This window comes from Arthrospiribacter ruber (assembly GCF_019343195.1).
In the GTDB taxonomy this organism is placed as follows: Bacteria; Bacteroidota; Bacteroidia; order Cytophagales; family Cyclobacteriaceae; genus Arthrospiribacter; species Arthrospiribacter ruber.
This window is the reverse complement of the sequence record NZ_RPHB01000001.1, coordinates 100,726-126,918: the sequence shown is the minus strand read 5'-3', so window position 1 is coordinate 126,918 and position 26,193 is coordinate 100,726. Positions and strand designations below refer to the sequence as shown.

23 protein-coding genes are annotated in these 26,193 nt (G+C 41.2%); 13 read left to right on the top strand and 10 right to left on the bottom strand.

What is annotated here, in order from left to right:
* The first annotated feature begins 8 nt into the window (after positions 1-8).
* The 5 genes from EGN73_RS00535 to EGN73_RS00515 are packed head-to-tail and all read left to right on the top strand — an operon-like array spanning position 9 to position 7,089.
* The gene (locus EGN73_RS00535; protein ID WP_219286087.1) at positions 9-662 is read left to right on the top strand and encodes an MBL fold metallo-hydrolase; all 654 of its coding nucleotides are present in this window, start codon (positions 9-11) and stop codon (positions 660-662) included.
* Entirely contained in the window at positions 659-1,354 is a 696-nt protein-coding gene (gene pssA / locus EGN73_RS00530; RefSeq protein WP_219286086.1) for a CDP-diacylglycerol--serine O-phosphatidyltransferase, read from the top strand. The genes EGN73_RS00535 and pssA overlap by 4 nt, the downstream gene beginning before the upstream one ends.
* Positions 1,347-4,607, top strand: a complete 3,261-nt coding sequence (gene porU / locus EGN73_RS00525; RefSeq protein ID WP_246611403.1) for a type IX secretion system sortase PorU — start codon at positions 1,347-1,349, stop codon at positions 4,605-4,607. The genes pssA and porU overlap by 8 nt, the downstream gene beginning before the upstream one ends.
* Positions 4,604-5,821, top strand: coding sequence for a type IX secretion system outer membrane channel protein PorV (porV, locus tag EGN73_RS00520; protein ID WP_219286085.1), 1,218 nt, complete (start codon positions 4,604-4,606; stop codon positions 5,819-5,821). Before porU ends, porV begins: the two co-directional genes overlap by 4 nt.
* Positions 5,818-7,089, top strand: coding sequence for a M16 family metallopeptidase (locus EGN73_RS00515; RefSeq protein WP_219286084.1), 1,272 nt, complete (start codon positions 5,818-5,820; stop codon positions 7,087-7,089). Before porV ends, EGN73_RS00515 begins: the two co-directional genes overlap by 4 nt.
* Positions 7,090-7,121: 32 nt before the next feature.
* Here EGN73_RS00515 and EGN73_RS00510 read toward each other — a convergent pair whose 3' ends face one another.
* Genes EGN73_RS00510 through EGN73_RS00500 form a run of 3 tightly spaced genes read right to left on the bottom strand, consistent with a single transcriptional unit; the run spans position 7,122 to position 9,404 of the window.
* A complete protein-coding gene (locus EGN73_RS00510) occupies positions 7,122-8,102 on the bottom strand; it encodes a glycosyltransferase family 2 protein (protein WP_219286083.1) in 981 nt (326 codons plus the stop codon).
* The gene (locus EGN73_RS00505) at positions 8,084-9,010 is read right to left on the bottom strand and encodes a hypothetical protein (RefSeq protein WP_246611402.1); all 927 of its coding nucleotides are present in this window, start codon (positions 9,008-9,010) and stop codon (positions 8,084-8,086) included. Before EGN73_RS00505 ends, EGN73_RS00510 begins: the two co-directional genes overlap by 19 nt.
* Positions 8,988-9,404, bottom strand: coding sequence for a sugar 3,4-ketoisomerase (locus EGN73_RS00500; protein ID WP_219286082.1), 417 nt, complete (start codon positions 9,402-9,404; stop codon positions 8,988-8,990). Before EGN73_RS00500 ends, EGN73_RS00505 begins: the two co-directional genes overlap by 23 nt.
* 102 nt (positions 9,405-9,506) lie before the next feature.
* On the opposite strand from EGN73_RS00500, the gene EGN73_RS00495 reads away from it, so the two are divergent.
* Complete coding sequence (locus EGN73_RS00495) at positions 9,507-10,112, top strand: IMPACT family protein (protein WP_219286081.1); 606 nt, start codon at positions 9,507-9,509, stop codon at positions 10,110-10,112.
* On the opposite strand, the gene EGN73_RS00490 is transcribed toward EGN73_RS00495, so the two are convergent.
* From EGN73_RS00490 to EGN73_RS00480, 3 genes are read right to left on the bottom strand one after another with little or no spacing between them, the layout of a single operon-like run.
* A complete protein-coding gene (locus tag EGN73_RS00490; protein ID WP_219286080.1) occupies positions 10,113-10,715 on the bottom strand; it encodes a 3'-5' exonuclease in 603 nt (200 codons plus the stop codon).
* Positions 10,712-12,193: a Na+/H+ antiporter NhaC gene (gene nhaC / locus EGN73_RS00485; RefSeq protein ID WP_219286079.1), complete on the bottom strand. Its 1,482-nt coding sequence runs from the start codon at positions 12,191-12,193 to the stop codon at positions 10,712-10,714. Before nhaC ends, EGN73_RS00490 begins: the two co-directional genes overlap by 4 nt.
* Before the next feature lie 51 nt (positions 12,194-12,244).
* On the bottom strand, positions 12,245-13,372 hold the full coding sequence (locus tag EGN73_RS00480) for an NAD(P)/FAD-dependent oxidoreductase (protein WP_219286078.1): 1,128 nt from the start codon (positions 13,370-13,372) through the stop codon (positions 12,245-12,247).
* A 78-nt stretch (positions 13,373-13,450) separates the two neighbouring features.
* On the opposite strand from EGN73_RS00480, the gene EGN73_RS00475 reads away from it, so the two are divergent.
* Together EGN73_RS00475 and EGN73_RS00470 are read left to right on the top strand one after the other, a co-directional pair.
* Complete coding sequence (locus tag EGN73_RS00475) at positions 13,451-13,930, top strand: Mpo1 family 2-hydroxy fatty acid dioxygenase (protein ID WP_219286077.1); 480 nt, start codon at positions 13,451-13,453, stop codon at positions 13,928-13,930.
* Between the two features lie 65 nt (positions 13,931-13,995).
* Complete coding sequence (locus EGN73_RS00470) at positions 13,996-16,020, top strand: monovalent cation:proton antiporter family protein (RefSeq protein ID WP_219286076.1); 2,025 nt, start codon at positions 13,996-13,998, stop codon at positions 16,018-16,020.
* Positions 16,021-16,022: 2 nt separating this feature from the next.
* On the opposite strand, the gene EGN73_RS00465 is transcribed toward EGN73_RS00470, so the two are convergent.
* Positions 16,023-18,305: a patatin-like phospholipase family protein gene (locus EGN73_RS00465; protein WP_219286075.1), complete on the bottom strand. Its 2,283-nt coding sequence runs from the start codon at positions 18,303-18,305 to the stop codon at positions 16,023-16,025.
* A 118-nt stretch (positions 18,306-18,423) separates the two neighbouring features.
* On the opposite strand from EGN73_RS00465, the gene EGN73_RS00460 reads away from it, so the two are divergent.
* Both EGN73_RS00460 and EGN73_RS00455 read left to right on the top strand, forming a co-directional pair.
* Positions 18,424-19,041 carry a DUF4494 domain-containing protein gene (locus EGN73_RS00460; RefSeq protein ID WP_219286074.1) on the top strand — a complete coding sequence of 206 codons (618 nt, stop codon included), beginning with the start codon at positions 18,424-18,426 and terminating at the stop codon, positions 19,039-19,041.
* Positions 19,042-19,122: 81 nt separating this feature from the next.
* On the top strand, positions 19,123-19,545 hold the full coding sequence (locus EGN73_RS00455; RefSeq protein ID WP_219286073.1) for a hypothetical protein: 423 nt from the start codon (positions 19,123-19,125) through the stop codon (positions 19,543-19,545).
* Here the strand turns inward: EGN73_RS00455 and EGN73_RS00450 are convergent.
* The gene (locus tag EGN73_RS00450) at positions 19,529-20,152 is read right to left on the bottom strand and encodes a histidine phosphatase family protein (protein WP_219286072.1); all 624 of its coding nucleotides are present in this window, start codon (positions 20,150-20,152) and stop codon (positions 19,529-19,531) included. The genes EGN73_RS00455 and EGN73_RS00450 overlap by 17 nt on opposite strands.
* Before the next feature lie 53 nt (positions 20,153-20,205).
* On the opposite strand from EGN73_RS00450, the gene EGN73_RS00445 reads away from it, so the two are divergent.
* Genes EGN73_RS00445 through menD form a run of 3 tightly spaced genes read left to right on the top strand, consistent with a single transcriptional unit; the run spans position 20,206 to position 23,517 of the window.
* On the top strand, positions 20,206-20,628 hold the full coding sequence (locus tag EGN73_RS00445) for a hotdog fold thioesterase (RefSeq protein ID WP_219286071.1): 423 nt from the start codon (positions 20,206-20,208) through the stop codon (positions 20,626-20,628).
* Positions 20,625-21,836 carry a chorismate-binding protein gene (locus EGN73_RS00440; RefSeq protein WP_219286070.1) on the top strand — a complete coding sequence of 404 codons (1,212 nt, stop codon included), beginning with the start codon at positions 20,625-20,627 and terminating at the stop codon, positions 21,834-21,836. The genes EGN73_RS00445 and EGN73_RS00440 overlap by 4 nt, the downstream gene beginning before the upstream one ends.
* A gap of 4 nt (positions 21,837-21,840) precedes the next feature.
* The gene (gene menD / locus EGN73_RS00435; protein WP_219286069.1) at positions 21,841-23,517 is read left to right on the top strand and encodes a 2-succinyl-5-enolpyruvyl-6-hydroxy-3-cyclohexene-1-carboxylic-acid synthase; all 1,677 of its coding nucleotides are present in this window, start codon (positions 21,841-21,843) and stop codon (positions 23,515-23,517) included.
* 55 nt (positions 23,518-23,572) lie between these two features.
* Here the strand turns inward: menD and EGN73_RS00430 are convergent, their stop codons facing one another.
* Both EGN73_RS00430 and EGN73_RS00425 read right to left on the bottom strand, forming a co-directional pair.
* Entirely contained in the window at positions 23,573-24,691 is a 1,119-nt protein-coding gene (locus tag EGN73_RS00430; protein ID WP_246611401.1) for a glycoside hydrolase family 16 protein, read from the bottom strand.
* 14 nt (positions 24,692-24,705) lie between these two features.
* Positions 24,706-26,178 carry a PKD domain-containing protein gene (locus tag EGN73_RS00425; RefSeq protein WP_219286067.1) on the bottom strand — a complete coding sequence of 491 codons (1,473 nt, stop codon included), beginning with the start codon at positions 26,176-26,178 and terminating at the stop codon, positions 24,706-24,708.
* Positions 26,179-26,193: the final 15 nt, after the last annotated feature.

The window sequence follows — 26,193 nt, the reverse complement described above, 5'->3', positions numbered from 1 at the left end:
ATTTCAGTATGCTGCATTTGAAAACTTTTACATTTAACCCTTTCATGGAAAACACTTACATACTGTATAACAACAGTAAGGAGGCCATAATTTTTGATCCGGGTTGTTATGAAAATCACGAGAAAAAAGAATTGGACGATTTCATCAGCCAGGAAAAGCTCCTCGTGCGGATGCTGATCAATACCCATTGCCATATAGACCATGTCCTGGGAAATGCCTATGTCAAAAGAAAGTACAAGGTTCCATTCCTGATTCATAAAAAAGAACTTCCTGTACTGAAGTCAGTTTTCACTTATGCTTCAAATTACGGATTCCCTGCCTATGAGGAAGCGGAACCTGATGATTTTTTGGACGAAAACACAGATCTTTTGCTGGGCACTGCTATCATAAAAATGCTTTTTGTTCCGGGACATGCACCTGGCCATTTGGTATTTTACCATGAAAATTCAAAAATCTGCATTGCTGGTGACACGCTTTTTCAAGGCAGTATTGGAAGAACTGACCTACCCGGAGGAGATCATCAGACACTGCTGAATGCTATAAAGAAAGAAATGTTTTCGCTTCCTGAAGACACTAAGATCTATCCAGGTCATGGTCCAATGACCACCATAGGTTATGAAAAAGAGTACAATCCTTTTGTGGGTAAAAGAGCCGGATTTTGAATATCAAAAAACATATACCTAATACGCTTACTTCCCTCAACCTACTTTGCGGTATGGTAGGGATTGTTTTCGTTTTGGACGGAGACATTTCTTGGGGTGCATACTTGATTTTTTTGGCTGCTTTGTTTGATTTTCTGGATGGATTTGTAGCGAGAATCCTGCAGGTTCATTCCGAAATAGGCAAACAACTTGACTCATTGGCTGATCTGGTGACATTCGGGGTACTTCCTTCATTTATACTATTCCAGATGGTTTCGGAAAATACGGATTCTGAAATACTTCCTTATATCACCTTAGTGGTGGGTATTTTCTCAGCTTTAAGACTCGCAAAGTTCAATATAGATACCCGACAATCTGACAAATTCATAGGAGTTCCAACCCCTGCCAATGCATTATTGATCAGCACCTTGCCTTTTTTAATAGATAGGTTTGAAACTTTAGGGGAATTCCTATCCAAACCGGAAGTTCTGATAGCTTTAAGCATTGTGATGTCTCTTCTTTTGGTTGCAGAATTACCATTGATTGCACTGAAATTCAAAAGTTATGGCATCAAGGACAACCTTTACCGTTACCTGACTTTGGTTATTGGCCTTGTCTGTGTTTTAGCATTTGGATTGGCAGGTATTCCGCTTCTGATTATTTCTTATATTGGGCTGTCGGTAGTGGAGGGTTTGAATTCTAAAAATGCATAGTTTCCGTTCACATCTTTGGGTGGGTTTAGTCCTTTTTTTTCAAAGTCAGTTGCTCTTTCATACAGCTACTGCCCAACAGAATTTTTTTAAATTTCCAATCCAGTCAGAGGGGGTCTATAGTATCAGCCTCAATGAAATTAATACTCTTGGCTTTTCCAGTGTTGAAGAAGTATCCATATATGGTAATCACGGGATGCTCCCTCAAAAAATTGACAGTACTATTTTTGAATTACAGGAAATCCCTTCCAAAATTTCAGGTGATCAGATACTTTTTTATGCAAGCGGACCACATGTGGTCAGCCTCTTGGAAGATAATTTTCAGTATTCCCATCACCATTATTCCGACACCTTATTTTACATTATTGGACCCAAATCAAAAGGAAAATCAATAGGGCCTGAACAAGCTTCGGTCACATCCGGAATCGAGGCATCACTTTACAGGGTCTGGAGCAAAAAATGGGAAAATATCAACCTACTAAATTCAGGAAGGCAATGGTACTCCAACCCCATCCCAAACAATGGACAATTGGAATTTCACGTAGAAATCCCCACGGGAAACCTTGAAAATGCCTTTTTCCAAGCCAAAGTAATGGCACAGTCATTTACATCCTCAGCCTTTGCCTTTTCAAATGGTAGTCAAAACTTAGGATCAATTGATTTACCAGCCATCCCCAACACCACTTACGGAATTAAAGGACGGGAAGAAGTTTTCTCAGGCATGCTCACAAATCCCGGAGGCAACACTACCATACGTTCAACTTATTCCACAGGCGATGCAAATGGAAGTGGTTATGTGGATTATATGCTTCTGGCGGTTCCTTATCCTGTAAACCGATTATCTGAGGGTGTATATTTTAATCTGACTGAAAAAGCAATTATCAATTATTCAGGCGAATTGGAATTGTGGAAAAAAAGCAATTCAGGCAATATCAGTCAAATAAAAAATCAGGGCAATCTGGAAAAAGGTGATCTTTTGATAGTCTTTAACCCATCAAGCACCTCGACAATCAGTGATTTCAAAAGAATTGATATCAGTGCCAGAACGCAGTCTATCAGCAGTCCTTTGGTCATCATTTCATCCCCCCTGCTGCTCAATCAAGCAAGGAGATTGGCAGCACACAAGCAGGGCATGGGAATTAACACTACTGTACTTACACCAGAGGAAATCTTCGATGCTTTTGGATATGGAAACAAAGACGTAAGTGCTATCCGGAATTACCTTGCTTTTCATTTCCACAATAGTTCCTCGCTTAAAAATGTACTTCTGTTTGGTAAAGGCACTTTTGACTTCAAATCCAAACTGGGAGGAAGACCTAACCTTGTCTATACTTACACCAGCAGAAACAGCCTAAATCCACTTACCACTTACAGTTCTGATGACTTTTTTGGTTTTTTGGAACTCGGCAAAGGGGAATGGATAGAAAATGCTGAAGGAGACGAAGTGATGGACATAGGTGTAGGGAGAATTCCTGCGATAACACCGGCCGAAGCGCGAATAGCCGTAGACAAAATCATCAAATATGAAACACCGGGGAATATCCCTGGTAATTGGAAAAGAAATCTTGCCTTCCTGGCCGATGACGGAGACAACAACATCCACCTCAATGATGCTGAATCCCATGCCCAGCATATTCAGGAGAATTTTCCTGAATTTGAAATCAGAAAATTATACCTGGACCGCTTCGAACAAGTACGGACGGCAGGAATACAGACTTCCCCAGCTGCTAGGGAAGCTTTAAGAACAAATCTAGATGAAGGTCTTTTGATCCTTAACTACATTGGACATGGGAATGAAACAACCCTGACAGCGGAGAGGGTCTTCACTGTGAGTGATCTGGCAGATTTTCCTGACAATCCCTACCTACCATTGTTTGTCACAGCTACTTGTGAATTTGGCAGACAGGATAGCCCTTTTATCCGATCCGGGGCAGAGGAACTCCTTCTTGCTGAAAACAAAGGGGCCATCGCCCTGCTCACTACAGGTAGACCTGTATTCAGCAGTGTCAATTTCCGGCTTAACAGTGCATTTATAGCAAATGTATTTCAGCGGGAAAACGGTGAAATCAGAAATTTGGGAAGTATTTTCAAGGAAACAAAAAACAACAGCTTGAATGGTCCTTTCAACAGAAATTTTTCCCTGATCGGAGATCCTTCTCTGAAGCTTGCTGTCCCTGAATTACAGACCCAAATCGGAAAAATCCTCAGGATTGATACAGAAATGGAAACCGACACTCTTAAAGCCCAAAAAGCTATTAGGATCAAAGGGGAAATCAAGGATCCCATTTCCGGCTCCCTCATGGCCAATATGAACGGAACCTTTGAAATCAACATATTCGACAAATCACAATTGCAGAAAACACTTGGTGATGAAAGCAGTCCTGTGGAGTTCAAAGAACTAACTTCTATAGTCTTTCAGGGTAAGGGAGAGGTAAAAAATGGTGAGTTCGAGTCGGAGGCATTTATTCCCTCCCAAATTGACTATGCAGATGGGACAGGCACCATCCGGTTTTTTGCCACGCTTCAGGATGGTAAAGAGGAAGCTTTTGGAGCACAGAATATTCCCATTGGAGGCAGTGTGGAAAATCCCCCAAATGACTCGGAAGGACCGATCATAAGAGTGCTTTTTGGAGAAAATCAAGAAGCCCAACCAGATCCGATCAATAGCAGCAGCATTCCTATATACATTTCTCTGGAGGACCAAAGTGGCATCAACATATCATCAGCCGGTATAGGCCAAGATATCACCCTAACTGTAAATGAAGAAAGTCCCAAAGTCCTCAACAGGTTTTATTCAGCCTTGGAAGGATCTTTCAAAAAGGGCCAGGTAATTACGCAAATCCGGGATTTACAGGAAGGAGAAAATCAAATAAGCATAACCGCTTGGGATAACGTCGGGAATGCATCCACATTCGAAACAATTCTGAAAGTCAATGGTATTTCTAATATCCGTATTCTTGAAAGTACCACTTACCCTAACCCGGCAAACAGAAAGAGTTCTTTCAGGATCAGCCACAACAGACCTGGAGAAAATATGAGGTTAAGTTTGAGGATATTTTCTGTATTGGGCAGTGAAATATATTCCATAACTAGGCGTTATGTGGAAGCTAGTCCCGTTTTGGAAGATTTGGAGTGGATTTTTTTCCATGACAAAACCAATTATCCCATAAAAGGAACTTATATTTACGAGTTATCACTTGATTCTGAAAAAGACGGAACTTCAGATCGAAAAAGCGGAAAAATAATCATTCAATGAAAATAGCTTCATCAGCAGTCCTCACAGCGGTCATTTTTTCATGGATTTGTCTTACATCCCTGAGTGCTGTTGCCCAGAATTCTCCGATTATTTCAGGGCAAGATCCAGAGAACAGAGTCATTACGACTGCTGTTCCTTTTCTTAATTTTGCTCCTGATAGCAGGCACTCCGCAATGGGTGATGCCGGGGTGGCTACCAGTCCGGATGCATTTTCTGCCCACTGGAATGCAGGTAAACTTGCATTTGTGGAAAATGACATGGCCTTCTCACTTTCTTATTCTCCTTGGCTGGGCAGGTTGGTAAATGATATGTTTGTCTCTTACCTGACCGGATACAAAAGAATAGATGATGTATCCTCATGGGGATTTGACATAAGGTATTTCAACATGGGAGATATTGAACTTACAGATGGCATAGGAAATCCTCTTGGTGAGTTTACACCAAGAGACCTTGCTATCGGAGGTACTTACTCCAGAAAGCTTTCTGAAAACCTTGGATTGGGAATCTCTGCCAGGTTTATCCATTCCAATCTTTCCGGAAATATCTCATCCGCAGGTGGAGCTGAGAGTAGACCAGGAATCAGTGTGGGAACAGATGTGGGCGTTTATTATTCAAAAGAAGTTTTCCCAGGTGACAAAACCGGGACATTTTCTTGGGGTGCCACCATTACCAATATTGGGCCTAAAATCACTTATAACAGTGCTGAAGACCTTGATTTTATTCCTACGAATCTGAGGTTGGGAACAGCCTATAAAGTAAACTTCAACGACTTTAATTCGATTACATTTGCTTTTGATATTAATAAACTTTTGGTGCCATCCCCTCCTATTTACAGAACTGAAGATGGGGTAATAGTAACCGATCCTGATGGAAATCCGATAATTGAACCCCCAGGAAGAGATCCTAACAGACCTTTGCTTTCCGGAATTTTTGGATCATTTGCAGATGCTCCGGGCGGGTTTAGAGAAGAAATGCAAGAATTAATGTTGTCTTTTGGAATGGAGTATACCTACAACAATGTATTTGCTTTGAGGTCAGGTTATTTCTATGAGAACCCAAACAAAGGAGGCCGAAGGTATTTCACTATGGGTGTAGGGTTTTTGTACAAAGAAACTCTGGCTTTTGACTTCTCCTACCTAGTACCTCAGATACAAAATCATCCATTGGCGGAGACGCTTAGGATCTCCCTTACATACAATATTCCTACAAAATGAGTGTAGACAGAACCACGGCCCCGGCATTTCAGATTCCGGAGCAGATTTCATTTCCTTCCCCAAGCAAAAGGACTCTTCAAAACGGAGTCCATTTGTATTTTATGTCTACACCTGAAATAAGTGCTGTCAAACTTGAGATCAATGCTGATTCCAACAGGGTGACAGGTTTGGAAGAAAAGAAACTGGTCGCCTCCTTTGCCCTTCATTTGCTTACAGAGGGTACCCATACCAAAAACAGCGATGAGTTAGATGCTTTTTTCGACACTTTTGCATCAGAAGTAGAAGTTATCAGCAATTTTGAGCACAATGGAATCGGTCTCCTTACTACGAAAAAACATTTTTTAAAGGTGCTCCCTGTGTTCAGAGAGTTGATGACTGAGGCTGTTTTCCCTGAAAAAGAACTGGCCAAAAGAAAATCCCAAAAGGCACTGAGCATAAGTATTCAGCGGGAACAAAACGGGAACCGCGCCAGTCACCTGTTCAGACAACAGCTTTTTGGAGCTTCACATCCTTTTGGTCAGATATCAGATGAAAAAGATGTCGCTGCCATAGAAAAGAGTGACCTCGAAGAATTTTACAAAGAAAAACTCTGGGCAAACCCGGAGGTATTCCTAGCTGGGAATCTTAGCGATGACGAAGTAGAACAGGTTTGTCAGCTATTGGGAACACTTCCTGTAATCAACACTTTAAGTGGTCATACCCATTTCGAAAACATATCAAAATCCAGATTAGAAGAGAGAAAAGAAAGCTCTCTTCAATCAAGCCTGAGAATAGGCTGTCACCTTATTCCCAAAACCCACCCAGATTATTTTGGTTTATGGGTTTTCAATGTGTTTTTGGGAGGATATTTCGGCAGCAGACTGATCAAAAACATAAGGGAAGAAAAAGGCCATACCTATGGGATTTATAGTAGTATAGGCAGCCTGAGAAATGCTGACTACTGGGTTGTAATGGCGGATGTAATCAAGGAACACTCGGAGGCAGTGATTGAGGAGATCTACCTTGAAATTGAAAAACTTGCATTGGAACCCATTCCTGAAGAGGAAATTGAAATTGTTAGAAATTACCTCATAGGCAACCTGCTTTCCAATTTCAGTTCTTCCTTTGACCTGATCAGCAGATTCAAATCCATACATCAAGCAGGACTGGACTTCAGCTTTTATGAAAAGCAATTAGACTACATAAAAACATTCAAACCTGAAGAAATTCAAGCTATTGGGAAGAAATATCTTCAAAGGTCCAATATGGTGGAAGTAATTGTAGGGTAATTATCATCAGGCCGAACAAAAAACTCCTTTATCTACACCGCGAAACTTGAAAGCTTTTGAAAAACAAAGGAAACATCAAGCTTTGTCTTTGTCCAGGATCTGAAAAAAGTGAATTTAGACCCTTTAATCTGCAACTTTTCAGCAAGCTCTAAAAACCCTTCCGCTACTTCAAAATTTGCAGAAAGCAAGGCTTGCCTCCACTCATAAACCACCCTTTTGGACAGTGCTTCGTTTTCTTCTTTATTTCTGTTCATGCTGGCAATTTTCCAACAGACCTTCAAGGTCGAAGGTAATGTTCTGGAATTTCTTGATTTGTATTGCTCTTTTGAAAAAGCCCCTTCATGTCCGTACTTGGCAACTCCAACGTGATTGGAGAAAAACAGCGGAAACTTTCTTGCCATTCTGACCAGGATGTCAAAATCTTCATATTCCAAGGTCTCATCATATTTTCCCAAAACCCTAAAGCTATCTGCATCCATCATCATTGCTGCTGAAAGAACATAATGGGATGAAACCAATCGCTTGAAAATAAAACCTTCTTCCACCGGATGTATCAATTCACCGTTCCCTTTTCTGGGAAAGAAAGTTTTTTTGTCAGTACCGTTGATTAAATAAGCATCAGAAAAAACCGCTGCGGCTTCGGGGTTTTGCTCCATCTTTTGCACCATTTTTTTAAGATGATTAACCAAAAACTGATCATCGGTGGAAAAGTCTACAAAATATTTACCTGTAGCAAGGTCAAATCCCTCATTGAAACTCTTACAGTAGTTGATCCTTTCAGGTCTCAGTATCAAATGAATGGGAACTTGATCCTTAAATCTACCACACCAGTTTGTCAGGAGTTCAGGTGACCGATCCTTACTTCCATTGTCAATCAGGACGATTTCCAAATTGGGATAGTCCTGCTCCAAGATAGACTCCAATGCCTGTGAGAGAAATTTTTCATGATTATAAGAAGTACAAATTACAGAAACCTTTGGCCAATGTAGGTCATCTAAAGCTGCCTTTTCCATGTATATTTGTTTCTTGTGCAGTTGGAAAACTTGGATTTAAAAAATATCAAAGAATGGTTGGGCACCCCTTCCACCTCTGAAGAGCCAAAATCCACAAAGGATGCTTTTTGTTCTACTGCCAACTTGATGAGATTGACCATAATTAGCTCTCCTGCGAGCTTAACTTTAGTCTTTGGATTGATCGCAGAGAGAAAATAATAAATACTTTTGGAGGTCAACTTTACAGCCAAAGCATGTCCGATATAATCGACTCCCTGTATCACACTGATCACAAAATACCTCTCCGGAAATGCAGATACTTGGCTAATGAGCTGGTTTTCGTCAAAGGATATTTTATACCCTCTGGACTGGTTCCATGCCTTTATTTCATTGAGGAAATTAAAACTCTGAATGTTTCCTACACTAACTTTTAATCCATTTTCTTTGAGCTTTTTATTGTATTTAGCAGAAAGGAGCTTCTGCTCAGCCTTTAGCTTTTTCTTTCCTTCAAAAAAGTGATGGTTTTGTGCATGTACCAACTCAAAGCCCTCTTTTTGAAGAAAATATTGTACTGTATCTGAGTGAGGGGAATAAAGACATGAGGCTTGGGTGATTATCAATTCAGTCCCTCCCTTTTCCTTGACAAAAGAAAGTATGGATTTCAGAAAATCCGAAAATACCTCCGAATTCACAATATGATGTATCCAAATCCCACCAAAAGGAGTTTTAGGAAGTGATTGCGCAACTCCGTCGGAATTTAAAGCCACCTGAATTTCGACCAGCAACTGATCTCTTTTATATAACATACACTCATAATAGGAGCAACGTGAATCTGACTTTATCCCAGCCAAAAAATAATCCTTTTCAGAAAGTCCCCCATCTCTGAAAACAATGCTGTACCCCTTGTCAATCGTTAGTTCTGAGCGCATCGAATATTTTTTTATCTCTAATATAATCCGCTTCCGAATACTCTTTATCAGCAAACACCATTAAAATGGGATTGTTGAGAAATTTAATCTGCTGCCAGTGAAGTTTGGGAACAAAAAGTCCTTCCCCTTCTGACTGAAGTCTAAACTCAAACTTTGCCCCTTTCAAATCTTCCAAAAGCACTTCCACCTCTCCTTGCAGACAAACCAGCACCTGATTTTCTTTTCTATGGGCATGTACTCCTCTCACGCTGCCATCGGGCACTTGGGAAATCCAAAAACTCCTCCTATTTGAAAAATTCTCAAGGTTGGGATTTTCCAGAAATGTAATGTTCCCTTTGTGACTGGTCTTATGCTCTAGGGAAAAAAGGGTAGGAAAGTTTGGTAATAAATTCATGAAAGCTAAATTAAGTTTTTGGGCTCAAATTCACCACTTGCTTGCCCTTTTATTAATTTTGAAAAAGAATCAAATATCATTGGCTTAAGAAACTATAATATTTTGAAAGATACATACTTGACCATATCAACACCATCTGAGGGCTTTTATAAGGAGAAAGGGAGCAAGTTTTTGGCATTTGCCTTTCCGGTATCTACTGAAGACCAAATCAAGGATAGCCTGGAAGAGCTCAGAAAAAAATATTATGATGCCAGGCACCATTGTTATGCTTATATGCTGGGCAAAGATATGGAGGTATTCAGAAGCAATGACGATGGGGAACCTAACCATTCCGCCGGAGACCCTATCCTTGGACAAATCCGTTCTGCCAATCTTACGGATGTTCTGATAGTAGTGGTAAGGTATTTTGGAGGTACCAAACTCGGTGTGGGAGGCCTGATTACTGCATACAAAGCCGCTGCTTCTGATGCCATCAGCAACGCCTCGATTCTGGAGAAAATTGTGTACCGGTCTTTGGCTCTTACTGTAGATTATTCAGAAATGAACGAGGTGATGCGCATCATTAAAGAATTTGATCTCAACGTATCCCAACAGGTGATGGAGCTGAAGTGCACTTTCCATCTTGAAGTACGCGAAAATGATTACAATCAGGTGAGAGAAAAGTTTGACCTCCTACAAGCCCTAGGGCAAATAGAAATCATAAACTGATCATTTATTGAAAAGATCATCCAAATAGCCTTGGTATTGGAGCTTCTTGTAAATTTCGAGGCAAACCCAGGCATCAGTAGCTGCATAAACCATCTGCTTATCCGTTAGCTCAGGAGCTTCCCAGTTGGAGACCTGTTCAGACTTAGAAATCCTGATTTCCATTACCATTGCTGATAGGTTTCTTACACCTACATTGTGAAAGCCCACCTTTTTCAATTCTTCATTCAGGTCAAAAAAACTTTTGGGATGGAATCCAGGTGAAATCTTTTTCAAACCTCTCAAATCATCTAAAACAGCAGCACCGATCTTTACAATGTTCTGATTTTCCAAAATGGATTTAATCTGTTTTGGGAGTCCTAACTGATGCAACCTGAATAGGTAGGCTACTTCAGATGTAGCCAGCTGCAATAAAGAAACCTGATATTGTACTCCTTTTCTGAATGAAGGCCGCGTCTCTGTATCAAAACCTATCAGCGTATTATTACCTAGTTCTGATGCTGCCTCCTCTATTTGTTCTTCAGACTCTACTAAAATGATTTCCCCTTCAAACTGGCCCAAAGGAAGTTCGTTTACTTCTTCTTTACTGATTTTCTTTGGAATCATACTGCCAGTTCATTTTTGATTTCTTCCATTTCTTCTTTAGAATAATAATTGATACCAAGCTTCAAATAGCCGAATAGAATGGTCATAAAGGGTGATATAATATTAAAGAAACAATAAGGTGCGTAAGTCAGGGTTGCCACTCCCAAAACTGAAGCTTGAGTGGCCCCACAGGTATTCCAGGGAATCAAAACCGAAGTTACTGTGGCACTATCTTCAAGGGTGCGGCTGAGGTTTTCACCCTTTAGTCCCCTCTTTTTATATATGTCAGCATACATTCTTCCCGGAACCAAGATAGCCAGGTATTGATCTGAGGTAGTCACATTGAAAAACACACACGTAGCTGCTGTGGATGCGATCAAAGATCCAATGCTGTGAACCTTTTCGATAATGGCTTCCGCCAATACCCGCAACATCCCACTTTCTTCCATTATCCCACCAAAAATCATTGCACAAATGATCAGCCAGATGGTATTCAACATTCCGGCCATACCTCCTGTTACAAGCAGTTCATTTACTACTTCGTTGCTGGTTACTATACTAATTTCGCCATAGAGTGCTTTCATTACCGCTTTGTAAGACATATACAGGAAGGAAACATTTTCTTCATTGGCGATGGTCTGAATGATTCCGGGCTGAAATATTACCGCAAATAAGCCTCCCAATAAAGCTCCCGCCAATAAAGCCGGTACTGCAGGCACTTTTTTGACTATCATCAATATGACCAACACAGGTACTATAAACAACCATCCATTGATGTTAAACTGTTCCAGAATCACAGCTGAAATATCCTTTACCTGATCTACAGAACCTTCTGCTCCTGAAGTAAATCCGATTACACCAAAAATGATCAAGGTGATCAAAATCGAAGGTACCGTGGTCTTGGTCATGTGACGGATATGCGTAAAAAGATCAGTTCCTGCCATAGCAGGGGCAAGGTTGGTTGTATCAGACAAAGGAGACATTTTATCTCCGAAATAGGCTCCTGATAGAACCGCTCCAGCTATAATGCCTTCCCCAAAGCCAAGAGCTTTTCCAATCCCCAGCAATGCCACGCCTACTGTCGCTACTGTTGTCCAGCTACTTCCTGTGGCAATAGATACTATCGCACTTACAATACAAGCTGCTATCAAAAAAATAGTGGGATTCAAAATCTGAAGGCCGTAATATATCATAGCAGGAACTATACCACTAAGCAACCAGGTTCCGGCCAATGCTCCTATCAGCAATAAGATCAGTATACTGGACATGGCAGAGCTAATGGAATTTACGATACCATCCTGAAGCTCTTCCCATTTGATTTTGAGCCTGAAAATCGCGACCAAACCCGCAACCCCTGATGAAACCACCAGTACCATTTGGTTGGAACCTTCCAGTCCATCTGTGCCAAAAATAAAAATATTAACGACCAGGAGGGCTATTAAAAACAGTATTGGAAAAAGGGCTTCCAATACTGAGGGTTCTTTTCGACTAACTGCCATTTACAAGATTTGAAAATTTTGGAAATTTGAAATTAAGAAATTTTTATAAAATCATTGCCCTTCCAGTAGGTTTACGAGTTCAGATGCTGTTTGCCAGCCAATGGCTACTCCCATCCCTCCTAATCGGACAGCAACACCCAGATCTTTGGTCAACAGTTCTACGACCGGTTGTTTGGTGGGCCCAAATGCCATGATACCTGACCACTCCATATCTACTTCCAATGTTTCACCTGGCAATATTATCCTCTCCACAAGATCCAAAAGATAGGTTTTAAGTTTGGGATTGATTCCGTGATCCCAAGTATTTTCCACTTCAAAATCCAGATTTCTACCTCCTCCGATCAATAACCTATTTTCAATATTTCTGAAATACACATATCCTTTGTCATAATGAAAAGCTCCATTCCATGGAATTGTTTTTTTTAACGGTGCTGATACCATTATCATACCCCTTCCCGGCTGAATATCTTTCCCCTTCACTATTTTGGAGGTGAAAGCATTGGTACAGACTGCAATTTTCGACCCTTTGAATTGGACTTTACTCCGATAAACTGGAGAGTTTACAAACACTGTATTGTTTTCATCATCCAACTCCATCACTTCTGAACCGGTCAGGATTTTTATTTTAAACAACTGACAGGTTTCCCAAAGCTGATTAAGAAATTTACCGGAATCCAATTCACCTTCCAATGGGTTGGACACTACAGCAACTACTTCTGGAGAAAAACCAAAACGTCCAGGGACTTCTTCCAAGGTAAAAACATCTCTGCCAAACACAGGGTACAGCAGGGTGTTGATGTATTCAATTTTTTCAATGCATTTTTGTTCTTTAGCGGTAATCAGTTCATAACCTCCATTGTCCTGATAGCCCAGCCCCTCATCACCAAAGATTGATCTTATGAATAATAGTCCTTTATAGCGCTTTTCAATAAGGTCTTTGACTTCCTGTACTGTCAAAGTATTCATGTCGTCAATGATTTCCGTAAGACTTCCAAAGCAGGCAAATCCGGCATTTCTAGTGCTGGCTCCGCTGGGGAAAATCCCTCTTTCCAAAACCAAAACACTCGCATAAGGATTGTTCTTTTTAAACTGTATGGCCGTAGAAAGACCTACAATTCCACCTCCTATGACAATCAGGTCATATTCCAAAAAACTTCTGGACTCCCAAAAACTCAACATTCGGACTAATTTTTAAAGATAATTTGAAGCCTATTTATTAAATTCATCCTGATAATCCAACAAAAAGCTCCAATAGCCATGAGAAAGATAGATACTTTGCTTCACGAATATGGTCTCAGCCATCAGAATGAGACAAACAAGACCATACATTGGATTTGTGTTCCTGCTATCTTTTTCAGCATAGTCGGCCTCGTGTTCAGCATACCTTCAGGACAATTGCAAAGTCTGCTTCCGTTTTTAGGCAATTTTGCGAATTGGGCCACCCTGGTTCTCATTGTGGTTTTGTTCTATTATGTCTCCCTTTCCCCTCCATTGGCTTTAGGTATGTTTTTCTTCTCTGCAATTTGCCTGGCGCTGGCCAATCTCATTCACTTGATTTCCCCCATTCCCTTATGGGCAGTCAGCATTTTTGTTTTTGTGCTGGCCTGGGTTTTTCAGTTTTATGGGCATAAAATAGAAGGCAAAAAACCATCTTTTCTTAAAGACCTGCAGTTTTTGATGATAGGCCCTGCTTGGCTGATGCACTTCATCTATAAAAAACTGGGATTGGCTTACTGATACTTTTTTAAAATATTAAATTGTACTTTTAAGGCTGTTTTCAATTTGTAATTAGCGGATTTTATATGCTTGAGTTTGTTTTGGCAGCAATGGAAATCCCAATGCTGTCCGATATAGTACTGATTTTCGGTCTGGCCACTTTGGTGATTTTGGTCTTTATGAGATTCAAAATCCCAACTATTATAGGATTCTTGTTTACCGGGGCGCTCGCAGGACCTTATGGACTTTCAGTAGTCAACACTTCCACTACTGTAGAAGTGCTGTCAGAGATTGGCGTGATCCTTTTGCTTTTTGTAATTGGGATGGAGTTTTCCCTAAAAAGCCTCATGGCCATCAAGAAGGCTGTATTTGTGGGTGGTGCTTTACAGGTGTTTCTCACCATATTATTTACGACCTTTATTTCCTATTTCCTGGGATTCGATTGGGAAGTAGCCGTCTTTATTGGCTTTTTGTTTTCTCTTTCCAGTACTGCGATAGTCCTGAAACTATTGCAGGAAGGTGGACAAATGAATACCATCTCAGGCAGAACAACCTTAGCCATCCTGATTTTTCAGGACATTGTGATTGTCCCATTGATGTTGTTCACTCCTATGCTGGCAGGTGAATCGGACAATGTAGCGCTTTCGTTGTTTCTCATGGCCGCAAAGGGCACCGGGGTGGTAATTCTGACATTGCTAAGTGCCAAGTACCTGATCCCGAATTTGCTCTTCAGGATAGCCAAAACAAGAAATGAAGAACTGTTCCTGCTTTCTATAATTGTGATCTGTTTTGCAGTGGCCTACCTCACCAGTCTATTGGGACTTTCCCTAGGTTTGGGGGCATTTTTGGCCGGTCTTATCATTTCCGAATCAGACTATAGCCATCATGCAACAGGGAAAATCCTCCCATTCAGGGAAGTATTTCTTAGTTTCTTCTTCGTGTCGGTAGGTATGTTGTTTGATATCACATTCCTTTTCAACCATATCCTGGTCATTTTGGGCCTGACCATTCTGACATTTATCGTAAAATTCGGAACCATCGTAGCCGCAGTTTCTGCCATTGGCCAGAAGACAAAAGATGCTTTCATTGTGGGCTTCTCTATATTCCAGATCGGTGAATTTTCCCTCTTATTGGCAAAGGAAGGACTAAGGTATGACCTCTTGGATGCTGAGACTTACCAGTATTTCCTGGCTATATCCATTCTTTCTATGGCTATTACTCCATTTGTACTAAAAGCCAGAGAAGATTTGACAAGGAAGCTTCTTGTCATTCCTTTGCCGGCAAAACTGAAAAAAAGACTGTCCAAATCACGGACAAACACTTCTGATCCTTCATTGATCGAAAAGGAGCTGAAAGACCATTTGGTAATCATAGGCTATGGGCTCAACGGGAGAAACCTGTCCAGAGCGGCAAAGTCTGCACAGATTCCTTATTCCATCATTGAAATGAATCCAGTGACTGTGAAGGAAGAAGGTATGAAGGGCGAGCCTATCATGTATGGAGATGCTGCCAATGAATCCGTACTCGAGCACGTCAATATAAATAAGGCCAGAGTTGCTGTAATAGCCATTTCCGACGCAGAAGCTACAAAAAGGATTATCTCGGCCATACGTCACATGACCCAAAATCCTTACATCATTGTGCGAACGAGGTATGTCAATGAAATGGAAGAAAACCACAAACTTGGAGCAAATGAAGTGGTTCCTGAGGAATTTGAAACTTCCATTGAAATATTCAACAGGGTATTGACAAAATACCTGATCCCAAGACATGACATTGAGGAATTTACGGAGGAAGTGCGCTCACATAATTACGAAATGTTTAGGCTTGGAAGTGAAAGCACTGCCAGCAAGGTAAAGTTTGATCTCCCTGCCATCAATTTTATCGGAGTCAAAGTGGAAAGAGACTTTGGAAGCATCATCAATGTGCCGCTCAAAGACGCTGGGATCCGTGAAATGCTCGGGGTAAACATTGTAGCCATCAAGAGAGGAAGCAGGACCATTTCAGAAATAACAGGTGAGGAAAAACTCAAACTCGGAGATGTGGTATATGTAGTAGGCAAACCTGCTGCCTTGGAAAAATTTGAAGAAGAAGTAGAAATCCACGATTAATTTCACTCCAGAAAAGTATAATTTTTCAGCCTTAGGAGTGACCTTTGGTTGTAGGGAGAATGGATATTGTCAATGACGGACTTCTTCTCCCTTGCGGTCAGTCGCCAATTGAGAGAGGCTCGCAGGATTTCTTGGGTTTCAGGGTTGAAGACTCCTTCCTGATCGGCCAGTCCTCTTTCCTTCAAATATTGGAGCGTGGAATACTCAAACTCAATTCTATCCATGGGGAAACCAACGGTTTCTTTCATCCTCGTAAATAGGACCTCATTGTGCAACGTCTGCACATTATCCCAATTGATATAAATATTTTTGAGTGGGGTAAACAACTTCTGCATCACCGTAAGTGCCTGCTTACCTTCTATTTCGGAAAATTTTTCAGAATCCCTTATGGTCAACAATAATACGCCTGAGGTATTTTCCGAAATCCAATCCTGAAATACATGTATAAATTTCAGAGCATCCTGAATCCCAAAATTATCCGACAATCCCGAGTCCATCACTTCCATCCTTGGACTGGAAGGTAGTTGTATATTGGGTGTGATAAAAGGAAATGTGGCTCCCATCCTCAAGGCGGATATGAACCGGAGTCCTTGTGCATCCTGGGCATAAAAAAACCGCTGAAAATCCACCCCTTGGCTTTTTTCATCCCAGCCTTCCGACTTAGTCGGAGAAATGCCCATGTAGGAAATTGGCTTTGGTGAAATGTACAGCTTTCTTCCATCATTTGTAATTAAGGGAGTAATCAGCAGCATTGGGATTTTTGATTCCCTTTCCGGTTCTAAATACGCTGACAAAGGCTTATCCAATACTTTATTGGTATTGATATTAAGCTGTTGCTCGAAAGAAAACCCTCTATCTTTCAAATACTTTCGGTTATTGTAAGTAAAATATTGGCTTCTGATCAGAAGGTCGTTGACGAGAAGTGTGAAAATGATTGGGTTCAGGTTGTCAGAAGAAATCTGGTCCAGGAAGCGATCGTCTTTGGGGTGCAAAGATGCGTCAGATTGGCTTTGCAGATACAGTTCTCTATAGAAAGCCGCTCCAATGATCCCTCCAGAAGCACCTGTGATCAGCTGTGTATGCTTTGTCAACTGCCCATTGGAAACAAATTCCGCTTCCTGAAGTACCTTTAGTGTCCAGAGAGCAGCCCTCTGCCCTCCTCCACTTGTGGTTACAAAAACCATTTTGGGCTTTTTATCTGCTGGAAATTTTGCCCTCCAGTTTTCCAAAGTTTTGATGGTATTTGCCTTATCTTCTTCAATATTGTCTGAAAGAAGAGTGGCATTGATGGTTTCCAGCTTGTATGATGCAAGATCTCCTTCGTAATCCATTCCAAAAGCAGTATGAGGCCTGTTAAGGAAATCCGAATTGGAAAAAAGATTGAACAACACAATACCGGCTATAGCGACGGGCGTAGCCCACTCCCGCAGCCAAAAAACCACTGCACCAACCAACATGGTCAGAATGGACAAAAGAAGCATGAAGCTAGCAGCAGCAGGCAATTGCAAGAGAGGTATTTCTCTGAAAAAACCCAAGATAAAAATCAAGCTTATCAATGCAGTCTGGATTACCACCATATTGAGGTGATTCTGATCAAAAACACGCAATAGCTGCCTGCCTTCAAAAGCAGACAAGTCACTCCTTACCATCCGGAACCTTAGCCTCAAATCCAGATAATCAACAACCTTGTTTGTGGCTTTTTTGGACTCTTTTATCCGCTTGAGCATATTGGCCCTGGAAATTTTCGTCTTTCTGAGCCTTTTTTCAACATTACCAGCAAAAAGAACAAAGAAATCCTTATTGGTAAATCTGAAGTAAATAAACAAAAAGGCGAAAGTCAGTGTACTTCCCCCAGCAAAACCCAACAGGTAATGTACTACTGTCCAATTGGACTCATGCTCATTATCCAACTGAAAATTGATAATGGCATAAATGTAACAAATGTAAAACACCAATGGGATCAGACCATTATTGATACAAAACTGGATAAATGGCCTGGGAATTACCGCCAAAAACCTAAACTTGGCACCATCAAGGATATAAGTGGTCATATGGAAAGCCATGGTAAATACGGCCAAAGCAACCCCTACCAAAAAGAAGCTTTGCCAAGAAACCAAATTTAGGTATTCAGGGTCCAAAAAGAGATACGGAATCCCAAGAACAGAGCCCGAATGCTGAAAGATGATCAAAGCCAATAAAACCCAAAGAGTTACTAACAAAAGGTTTTTCCTTAAGTGCAGCAGCAAAAGCTGTATCGGAAAGCTATAAATTATTTTTTCCCACATAAATTGATATTCCCGGATAAGATAAGGGAATTTTAAAAGAATTCTAAATGCTTAATTTTCATTGTGGCTTAAGGGGATATCTCTTACCTTCGCTACCTCAAATAGTAAATACAGTAGAATGAGAATTTGGTTTTTGTGTAAGGTAAAATATGCCAAGGAAAATGAGCAGGGTTTGCTCAAAAATGTCTCTGAACAATACTTGGTAGATGCTGTGTCATTTACAGAAGCAGAGGCAAGAATATATGATATGCTGGGATCGACTATTAGGGGCGACTTCCAGGTCACGAATATCAGTAAAAGTAATTTCGTGGATGTATTTCCATACGAGGATATTGATATTTGGCATAAATGTAAGATCACTTATGTAGTAGCAGATGCCGATAGTGGCAAGGAAAAGAAGGTGACCCAATACATGCTTGTCACTGCTCACGATGTCAAGGAAGCTTACGACAGGATCCACGAAAGCCTGAGTAATATGTTGGTAACATTCAGAGTTCCTGATATTGTGGAAAGTCCGATAGTAGAAGTCTTTCCTTATGAGCATGACGATGAAGAATTGTTACCACCTCCACCGTCTCATCTCAAGCCATTGAGTGAAGTGAAAGCAGAACAGGAAAGACGGGAAGAAAGTCGAGCTGCCAACCAAACTCACAGTACTGATACTGAGGAAGAGGAAGAAGCAGAATTAATTGAATACAATTCGGAAGATGACGATAATATAGAGAAGGAGCTTTAAACTCCTTTTCTTTTTTCAGAACAATCTTGGGTATTTAAACTTAGTATTGATATTGCCGTTAATAATGCATAGTTTTCGGATATGAAGTTGCTTATTTCCACGATATTACTCATTCTTGTGTTCCAAACTGGATTTGCCAAAGATCCAGCTGAAAAAACCTTTTTGATTATTTTTGACAAATCTGAACTGAAGGAGCTAAAAACCAGTCCTGAGTATATTGAGCTGAGCCTAATGTCTATTTTCAAAACAAAGGCCTATACCGGAAATTCAGATGCTGCCATTCTTGTCCAAGTTCCTTATGGCAATATCGATGAATGCCAGTTGGGAGATATGTTTATCAGGCTCAACAGAGAGCGGATTGTTTCCCTTAACGAAGTGGCGCTTAAGATTGTAAATCTTGACCAATCCAAAGCAATGTATGAAAATCTGTTGGCCTCTTTTGAGGAGAAAAACCAAAAAGTAAAAGCCAGATCCAAGCAGGGAAAAGCTATTTCTGCTGATTGAAATGAGCCCCACAATTGTATTTTTCCAGCCAAAAGCTCCCTTCTGCCCTTTGGTGAAGTAAGTAAAGGCCCAAATTTTGGTGTCTGAAAACATCCATATACCGAAGATCATACCCCAAAAGCACGCTCAACAAGACTCTCATTGCCCTTCCATGCATACAAACCAACACCAATTTCTCAGGTTGTGATAAAATGTAATTGATCCCTCTCCTCAGCCGCTTGGCTACAATTATAGGGCTTTCACCACCTTCAATGGCATACTCGAGGTCTCCTGATGACCACCTTTCCAACATATGGAGATAATATTGATTTTCCTCTGGAGTCATCGGAAGCCCTTCATATTTCCCCCAACTGATCTCGTTGAGGTCAGGCACACCCTCATGTGGAAGTCCCAAATTCAGAAAACCTTCGACAGATTGCTTGGTACGCTGCAAGCCAGTGTAAAATATTTTTTCAAAAGGCACCTCCTTGTAAGCCTCAAAAAATGCCCGGGCCTGATCTCTTCCATTTTGATTTAAAGGTGCATCTATACCACTTCCCTGCACCACTCCTTTCAGATTGTAATCGGTCTGACCGTGTCGGATAAGGTAGATTTTTTTAGTTACCAACTTTACTTATTTTTGCTTCAGACTTCAAAGAAAAAACTTTTATCCCGTAATCCATGATATTTCCTCCAAACCTTACTGTAGATGAACTGAATAAATGGGGCAAAAACACGATGACAGAATTTTTGGACATCCGGTTCACTACCATAGGAGAGGATTATCTTGAGGCTACCATGCCTGTAGATTCCAGAACCAAACAACCTTTGGGACTGTTACATGGAGGGGCTAATGTGGTGCTGGCAGAAACACTGGGAAGTGTTGCCGCTACGCTTACTGTAAACAAGACCACCCAATATTGCGTAGGCTTGGAGATCAATGCCAATCACCTTGCTTCGGTAAAAGAAGGAAGGGTAAAAGGCATTACCAAACCTATTCATCTTGGTAAAAAAACCCAGGTATGGGAAATTAAAATTTATACAGAAGAAGGAAAGTTGAGCTGCATCAGCAGAATTACCATGGCCGTGATTGACCGAAAATGAAGATACAGACTTTAACAGAACAAAAAATAACCAGTCTTGAACAATACCTCTCCAGCCTGATTGCATTCAGCTTGGAGCAAGACTTTCAAATTGCAGTATGGAGAAAACCCAACGGTAATTTTCTGGAAATCCTGATAGATAAATCCAGTACAACCAAAAGAGTGGACATACACCATTTGGAAGAGCTTAAGCCTGGTTTTATAGCTCATCCCTTTGAAGATCAGAAGGATGAAAAAGGCTTTTTTATAGAGGCCGACAGTTATTTCAAAATTGATCTTCAAAGATCCATTTCAGAGCAATCCCAATACCTCGAACCTCTCTCACAGCTGTTTGAGAAAGCAAATGGTAATTTTCAGATCAAAGCAAGTTTTGTCAGTGAAAATGCCTCGGTTCAAAGTAAAACTTCAGAGGAATGCTCAAAACAGGAGTTCATAAATCTTGTCAAATTGGGAATTGAAGCCATTCAAAATGGAGAATTGAATAAAATCGTACCGGCAAGGATAAAGAAAAAACAACTTCCCCAAAACTTCGATCTTGTATCGGTGATCAAAAAACTGATAGACGCTTATCCTAATGCTTTTATTAACTTCTTCCATATACCGAAAGTAGGCACCTGGATTGGAGCTTCCCCTGAAATATTGATCCGGACAAGAGGAAATGAATTTTACACCATGTCCCTTGCCGGAACACAAAAAGCCCAGGGAGAAAATCCTTTGAAAAACGCAGCTTGGACACAAAAAGAAATCGAAGAACAGGCATTAGTCAGCAGGTATATTGTGGATTGTTTCAAAAAAATCAGACTGAGGGAATATGACGAACATGGACCCAAAACGGTACTTGCCGGAAATCTGCTTCACCTGAGGTCGGATTTTAAAGTTGACATGGAAGCAACCAATTTCCCTCAGTTAGGATCAGTGATGCTGGGTCTGCTTCATCCTACCTCTGCGGTTTGTGGGATGCCCAGAAAAGAAGCCTTTGAATTTCTCAGCAAGCACGAAAGCTTTGACCGCTCTTTGTTTGCGGGATTTATAGGCCCTGTAAACGTAGAAGAAGAAACATCCATTTATGTCAACTTAAGAACGGCAAGACTCACCAGTGAACTGGCCATTTTATATGCTGGAGCAGGAGTTACGGAAGATTCAGATCCTGAAAAAGAATGGGAAGAAACCGAAATGAAGTGTGACATCATAGGAAAGCACCTTAATTAAACCTATGCCTTTACAACCTATAGCTGACCTCGTTTCCATTTGTGTAAAACAAGGAATTACAGATGTGATATTATCTCCGGGGTCGAGATGTGCACCCATTTCTCTGGCTTTTGTAAGGCATCCTAAGGTACATGCCCGAACCATTTCCGACGAAAGAAGCGCAGCCTTTATAGCTTTGGGCATGGCTCAGCAGTCAAACAGACCCGTTGTATTGGTATGCACTTCAGGTTCCGCAGCTTACAATTATGCTCCGGCGGTAGCAGAAGCCTTTTTTCAACAGATACCACTGATCATCATCACGGCTGATAGACCTCCCGAGTGGATAGACCAATGGGACGGGCAGACCATTAGGCAGACTAATATTTACGGCCAACATGTCAAAGCCTCGTACAACTTTCCGGATGAATTCGGTCATCATGATAAAATCTGGCATGGACACCGGATCTGCAATGAAGCCATCTTGTCTGCCATGCAATTCCCTCAAGGTCCTGTTCACCTCAATGTACCCTTAAGGGAACCTTTCTATCCTGAAAAGGGGGAGTCATTCGAATTTGACAGAGAAGTGAATGTAACAAGCGGGGTAAAGACGCTTAGCACCTTTGCAGATGAAACCAAGGAAAAATTCAAAGAAAGACTGGCGAATTTTAAAAGGGTGGTCATAATTCCAGGCCAACAAAGGCCGGATAAAAAATTGGCCGATCTTTTAAATGAAATCGCTTCTTCAAAAAATGCAGTCATCATCACGGATACCATTTCCAACTTTCAGTCTGATGTATCAGTCAATTTTCATGATCATTTTATTTCAGCTGAAAAGTTCAAAGACCAATTGGAGCCTGATCTGATCATTACTTTTGGAAAATCCATCATTTCAAAAGGACTGAAACTCTTTTTAAGAAAATCAAATGCCCAACATTGGCACATTCAGCCAGGAGGATATACGCCTGATACTTTTCAGAAATTGGGTAAAATCATTCCTTGCAATCCCTTAGATTTTCTGGAAAACATCAAAGGATTTCTACAATCAGACCGTGATTTTGTAGCAGCCTGGTCAGAATTGGACCAAAAAGTAAGCGCACATCTTCCGCCTTTGGTTTCGAGTGCAGCTTTTGGAGAATATAAGGCCATATCCTCATGTCTCAATTTTATCCCCCATCACGCAAAGTTACACCTGGCCAACAGCATGGCTGTGAGGTACGTGAACTTCTTGGGAAAGCGTCCACAGGAGATCATTTGCAATAGAGGCACCAGCGGCATTGATGGCAGCAATAGCACAGCTGTAGGATGTACTTTCACGACCAAAGACCCTGTAGTCCTCATCACCGGAGACATGGCATTTTTCTATGACAGAAATGCTTTTTGGCACAATTACGCCATGCCCAACTTGCGGATTATCTTGTTGAACAACCATGCAGGCGGGATTTTCAGACTGATAGAAGGCCCTTCCAAACAACCTGAGCTGGAAGAGTACTTTGAGACAAAACAGGCCTTAGAGGCTTCCTATTTGGCAAATGAATATGGATTCGGGTATTTCAAAGCGACAGATGAGCTCACCTTGGAAGAAGGGTTAAGGGATTTTTTCAAAAAATCCATCAAACCTAAGATTCTTGAAATCATCACAGACAGCCCAAAAAATGCTGAGGTCCTGAAAAAAATCAAATCATCACTCAATGAGATACTATAAAAAATCCCAGTGGCAAATTGCACCGGGATTTTTTTTATGAAAAGAAGGCAAGAGATCAATCTGCCTGAAAGACCCTCACGTAATCCACCACCATACGCTGTGGAAAGCGTGTCGAAGCATTTGGGTATCCGGGCCAGTTTCCACCTACCGCTACATTGAATAAGAAGAAAAACGGTCTTCTAAATTCGTCCAACGATTGAGGGCGAATATCAATCTCGTGGTAAGGAACATTGTCCAGCAACCATACGATTTTCTCTGCATCCCAAATGATGGAAAAAACATAAAACTTATCGTTGAAAATTCCATCCGTCAAAGTCTTACTTCCACCAAAGTTTGCATAGCTGCCATTATTGTCCCAGTGTACTGTTCCGTGTACCGTATCATCTCTGCCGGACTGACTACCACCGATCATTTCCATTATATCTATTTCTCCACATGCAGGCCAGCTTACTTCTGTGATATTGTCACCCAACATCCAAAGTGCAGGCCATATTCCTTGCCCCTTGGGTAGCAAAGCCCTGATGTCAATTCTTCCGTAAGTAAAAGATTGCTGATCTTGGGTTTTGATTCTGGAAGAAGTGTACTCTTTTCCTCCAAACCTCTCTTCCTTCGCTTCAATGATCAGGTAACCGTCTCTTACGGTTGTGTTTTCCCTTCTATAAAACTGGGACTCATTATTGCCCCATCCGCACAAGTTGGGACAGCCATCACCCAATTCATGCACCCAATCCGAAGATAAGGCATCTCCTTCAAACTCATCCCTCCATACCAAGCTGTATCCAGAATACTCCTCAGGACTTATAAATCCCTCTTCAGGAATCAGACCTCCAGCGATTTGATCTGCTATAGTCACTGAAACTGATTCAGATATAAAATCCTCTTCAGTGGTATGGGCTTGGACGGTGATTACATATTCTCCGGGGTCACGATAGGTAAAACTTGCCTGATTGCCCGTAACTCTTTGCGGCCCATCATTTCCTACGCCAAAATCCACCCGAAAGAAATTCACATTTTCTGCCTGAAAAGATACAGTAACACGTCCCGATTCAGTCTGCTCCAATTCTACATTGAGATTGGAAGGCAATAAGACTTTTTGGTCCACTTCTTCCTGACTGCAGGATTGGCCAATCCAAGCAGTCAGGAGAAATAAAACCATAATTTTAAATTTACTCATTAGAATGATCATTTTTATTCGTTTGGCACCAAGACGAATGTCCACCAAACGGATCCACTATCAGTAATATCAATCACCAAAGTCAACTCTTTTGTTTCTTCATCGTAATCCGCTACAGTGTAAGTAACGGATGCGTTGTTATTGGGAGGACCTTGGGTATATTCTCCACCATTGAATGCTTTTGGCAATACAATGAATGCCCCGGTACCTGTCACAGTGATTTTAGGGTTGGTATTAGCAGAACCAGCAGTAAATTCAAAGCCATGTGTACCTGAAGCCCAAGCTGCACCAGGAGTCCCATCAAGATTGGACTCAGGCTGGCAACCTTCGGATTCAAGCCCCATGTAGAACTCACCGAAAATATCTCCCTGAGCATCATATTCAAATTCTCCATCAGAGGAGAAGATAAACAAATCATTGAACAAACATTCACGTTCCTCGGAGATATCTTGACCATTAGGAAAAAACTCATCGCTCATTGGTCTTGGACCCACACCGAATGCTCCTGCAGCAGGCTTTAACTTCCACGTTTTGGCACCTTCACCAACTAAATCGCTTAATGTAAAGTTCACATCTCCAGTTTCCGGCTCTTCTGGCTCAGGAGCCTCGCCTTCCATTCCTTTTGGAACCAATCTTACATACCAAGCCAGCTCTTCATTGGCTCCGTCTACAAACCTTACAAACAACTCGTTTTCTTCAATGTTGATAATTTGGTAAGTCCTTGTTCCAGCAAAATAACCTAGGAAACCTCCTTCTGAAATAGTCAATACAGGATACCCGCCATCTTCTTCCTGAAGTGTCCATGTAAGATTATCGGGTGCAGTATATGGGGCGGAAAGGTCACCTACGCCAGGATCAAAAGCGTCTGGAAAATTCCCTCCCTGCTCTACATTTAGGTAAACCAACCCATTGGTTTCCATAACAAACCTGGAATTTTCCAGCTTGAAAGTATATTCATCTGTATACATACCGCTACCCTCCTTTTCCAAAGCCCTAGCTGCATACCACTCAGGGAAATCACCAGCATCTGAGGAAGGATTAGGCCCAACACCGAAGTGCCCGTCTCTGTTGGCATCTACTACCCAGGTTTTACCATCTACCTGTGAAAGACCCCCAGTAAGGAATGAAATTGTAGGACTATCAAGTAGGCTTGGATCATCCTGCGCAATTACTATATCCTGCGAAAATTCCGCACTTCCATTGTTATTAAAAACGGTCAGTTTTACAGTGTAAGTACCAGCATTCGGATACCTTCCTTGCGCAGTTCTACCCTCTGCTGTAGAACCATTTCCTAAATCCCATTGCATTAAGAAAAATTCCTTGTCAGCTGTGAAATTGATCACATTGTCACTTTCCGAGCTTGGCGAAAAGGTAAACCTGGCATCTTCCGAAGTCGGCGGTGCGTCCTCAAGGTTGGTATCCTCGACGCATGCTGCCACAAATAAAAAGGACAGCAAAATCATTAAATAAAATCTGTAATTTTTCATTTTAATTTATTTGGT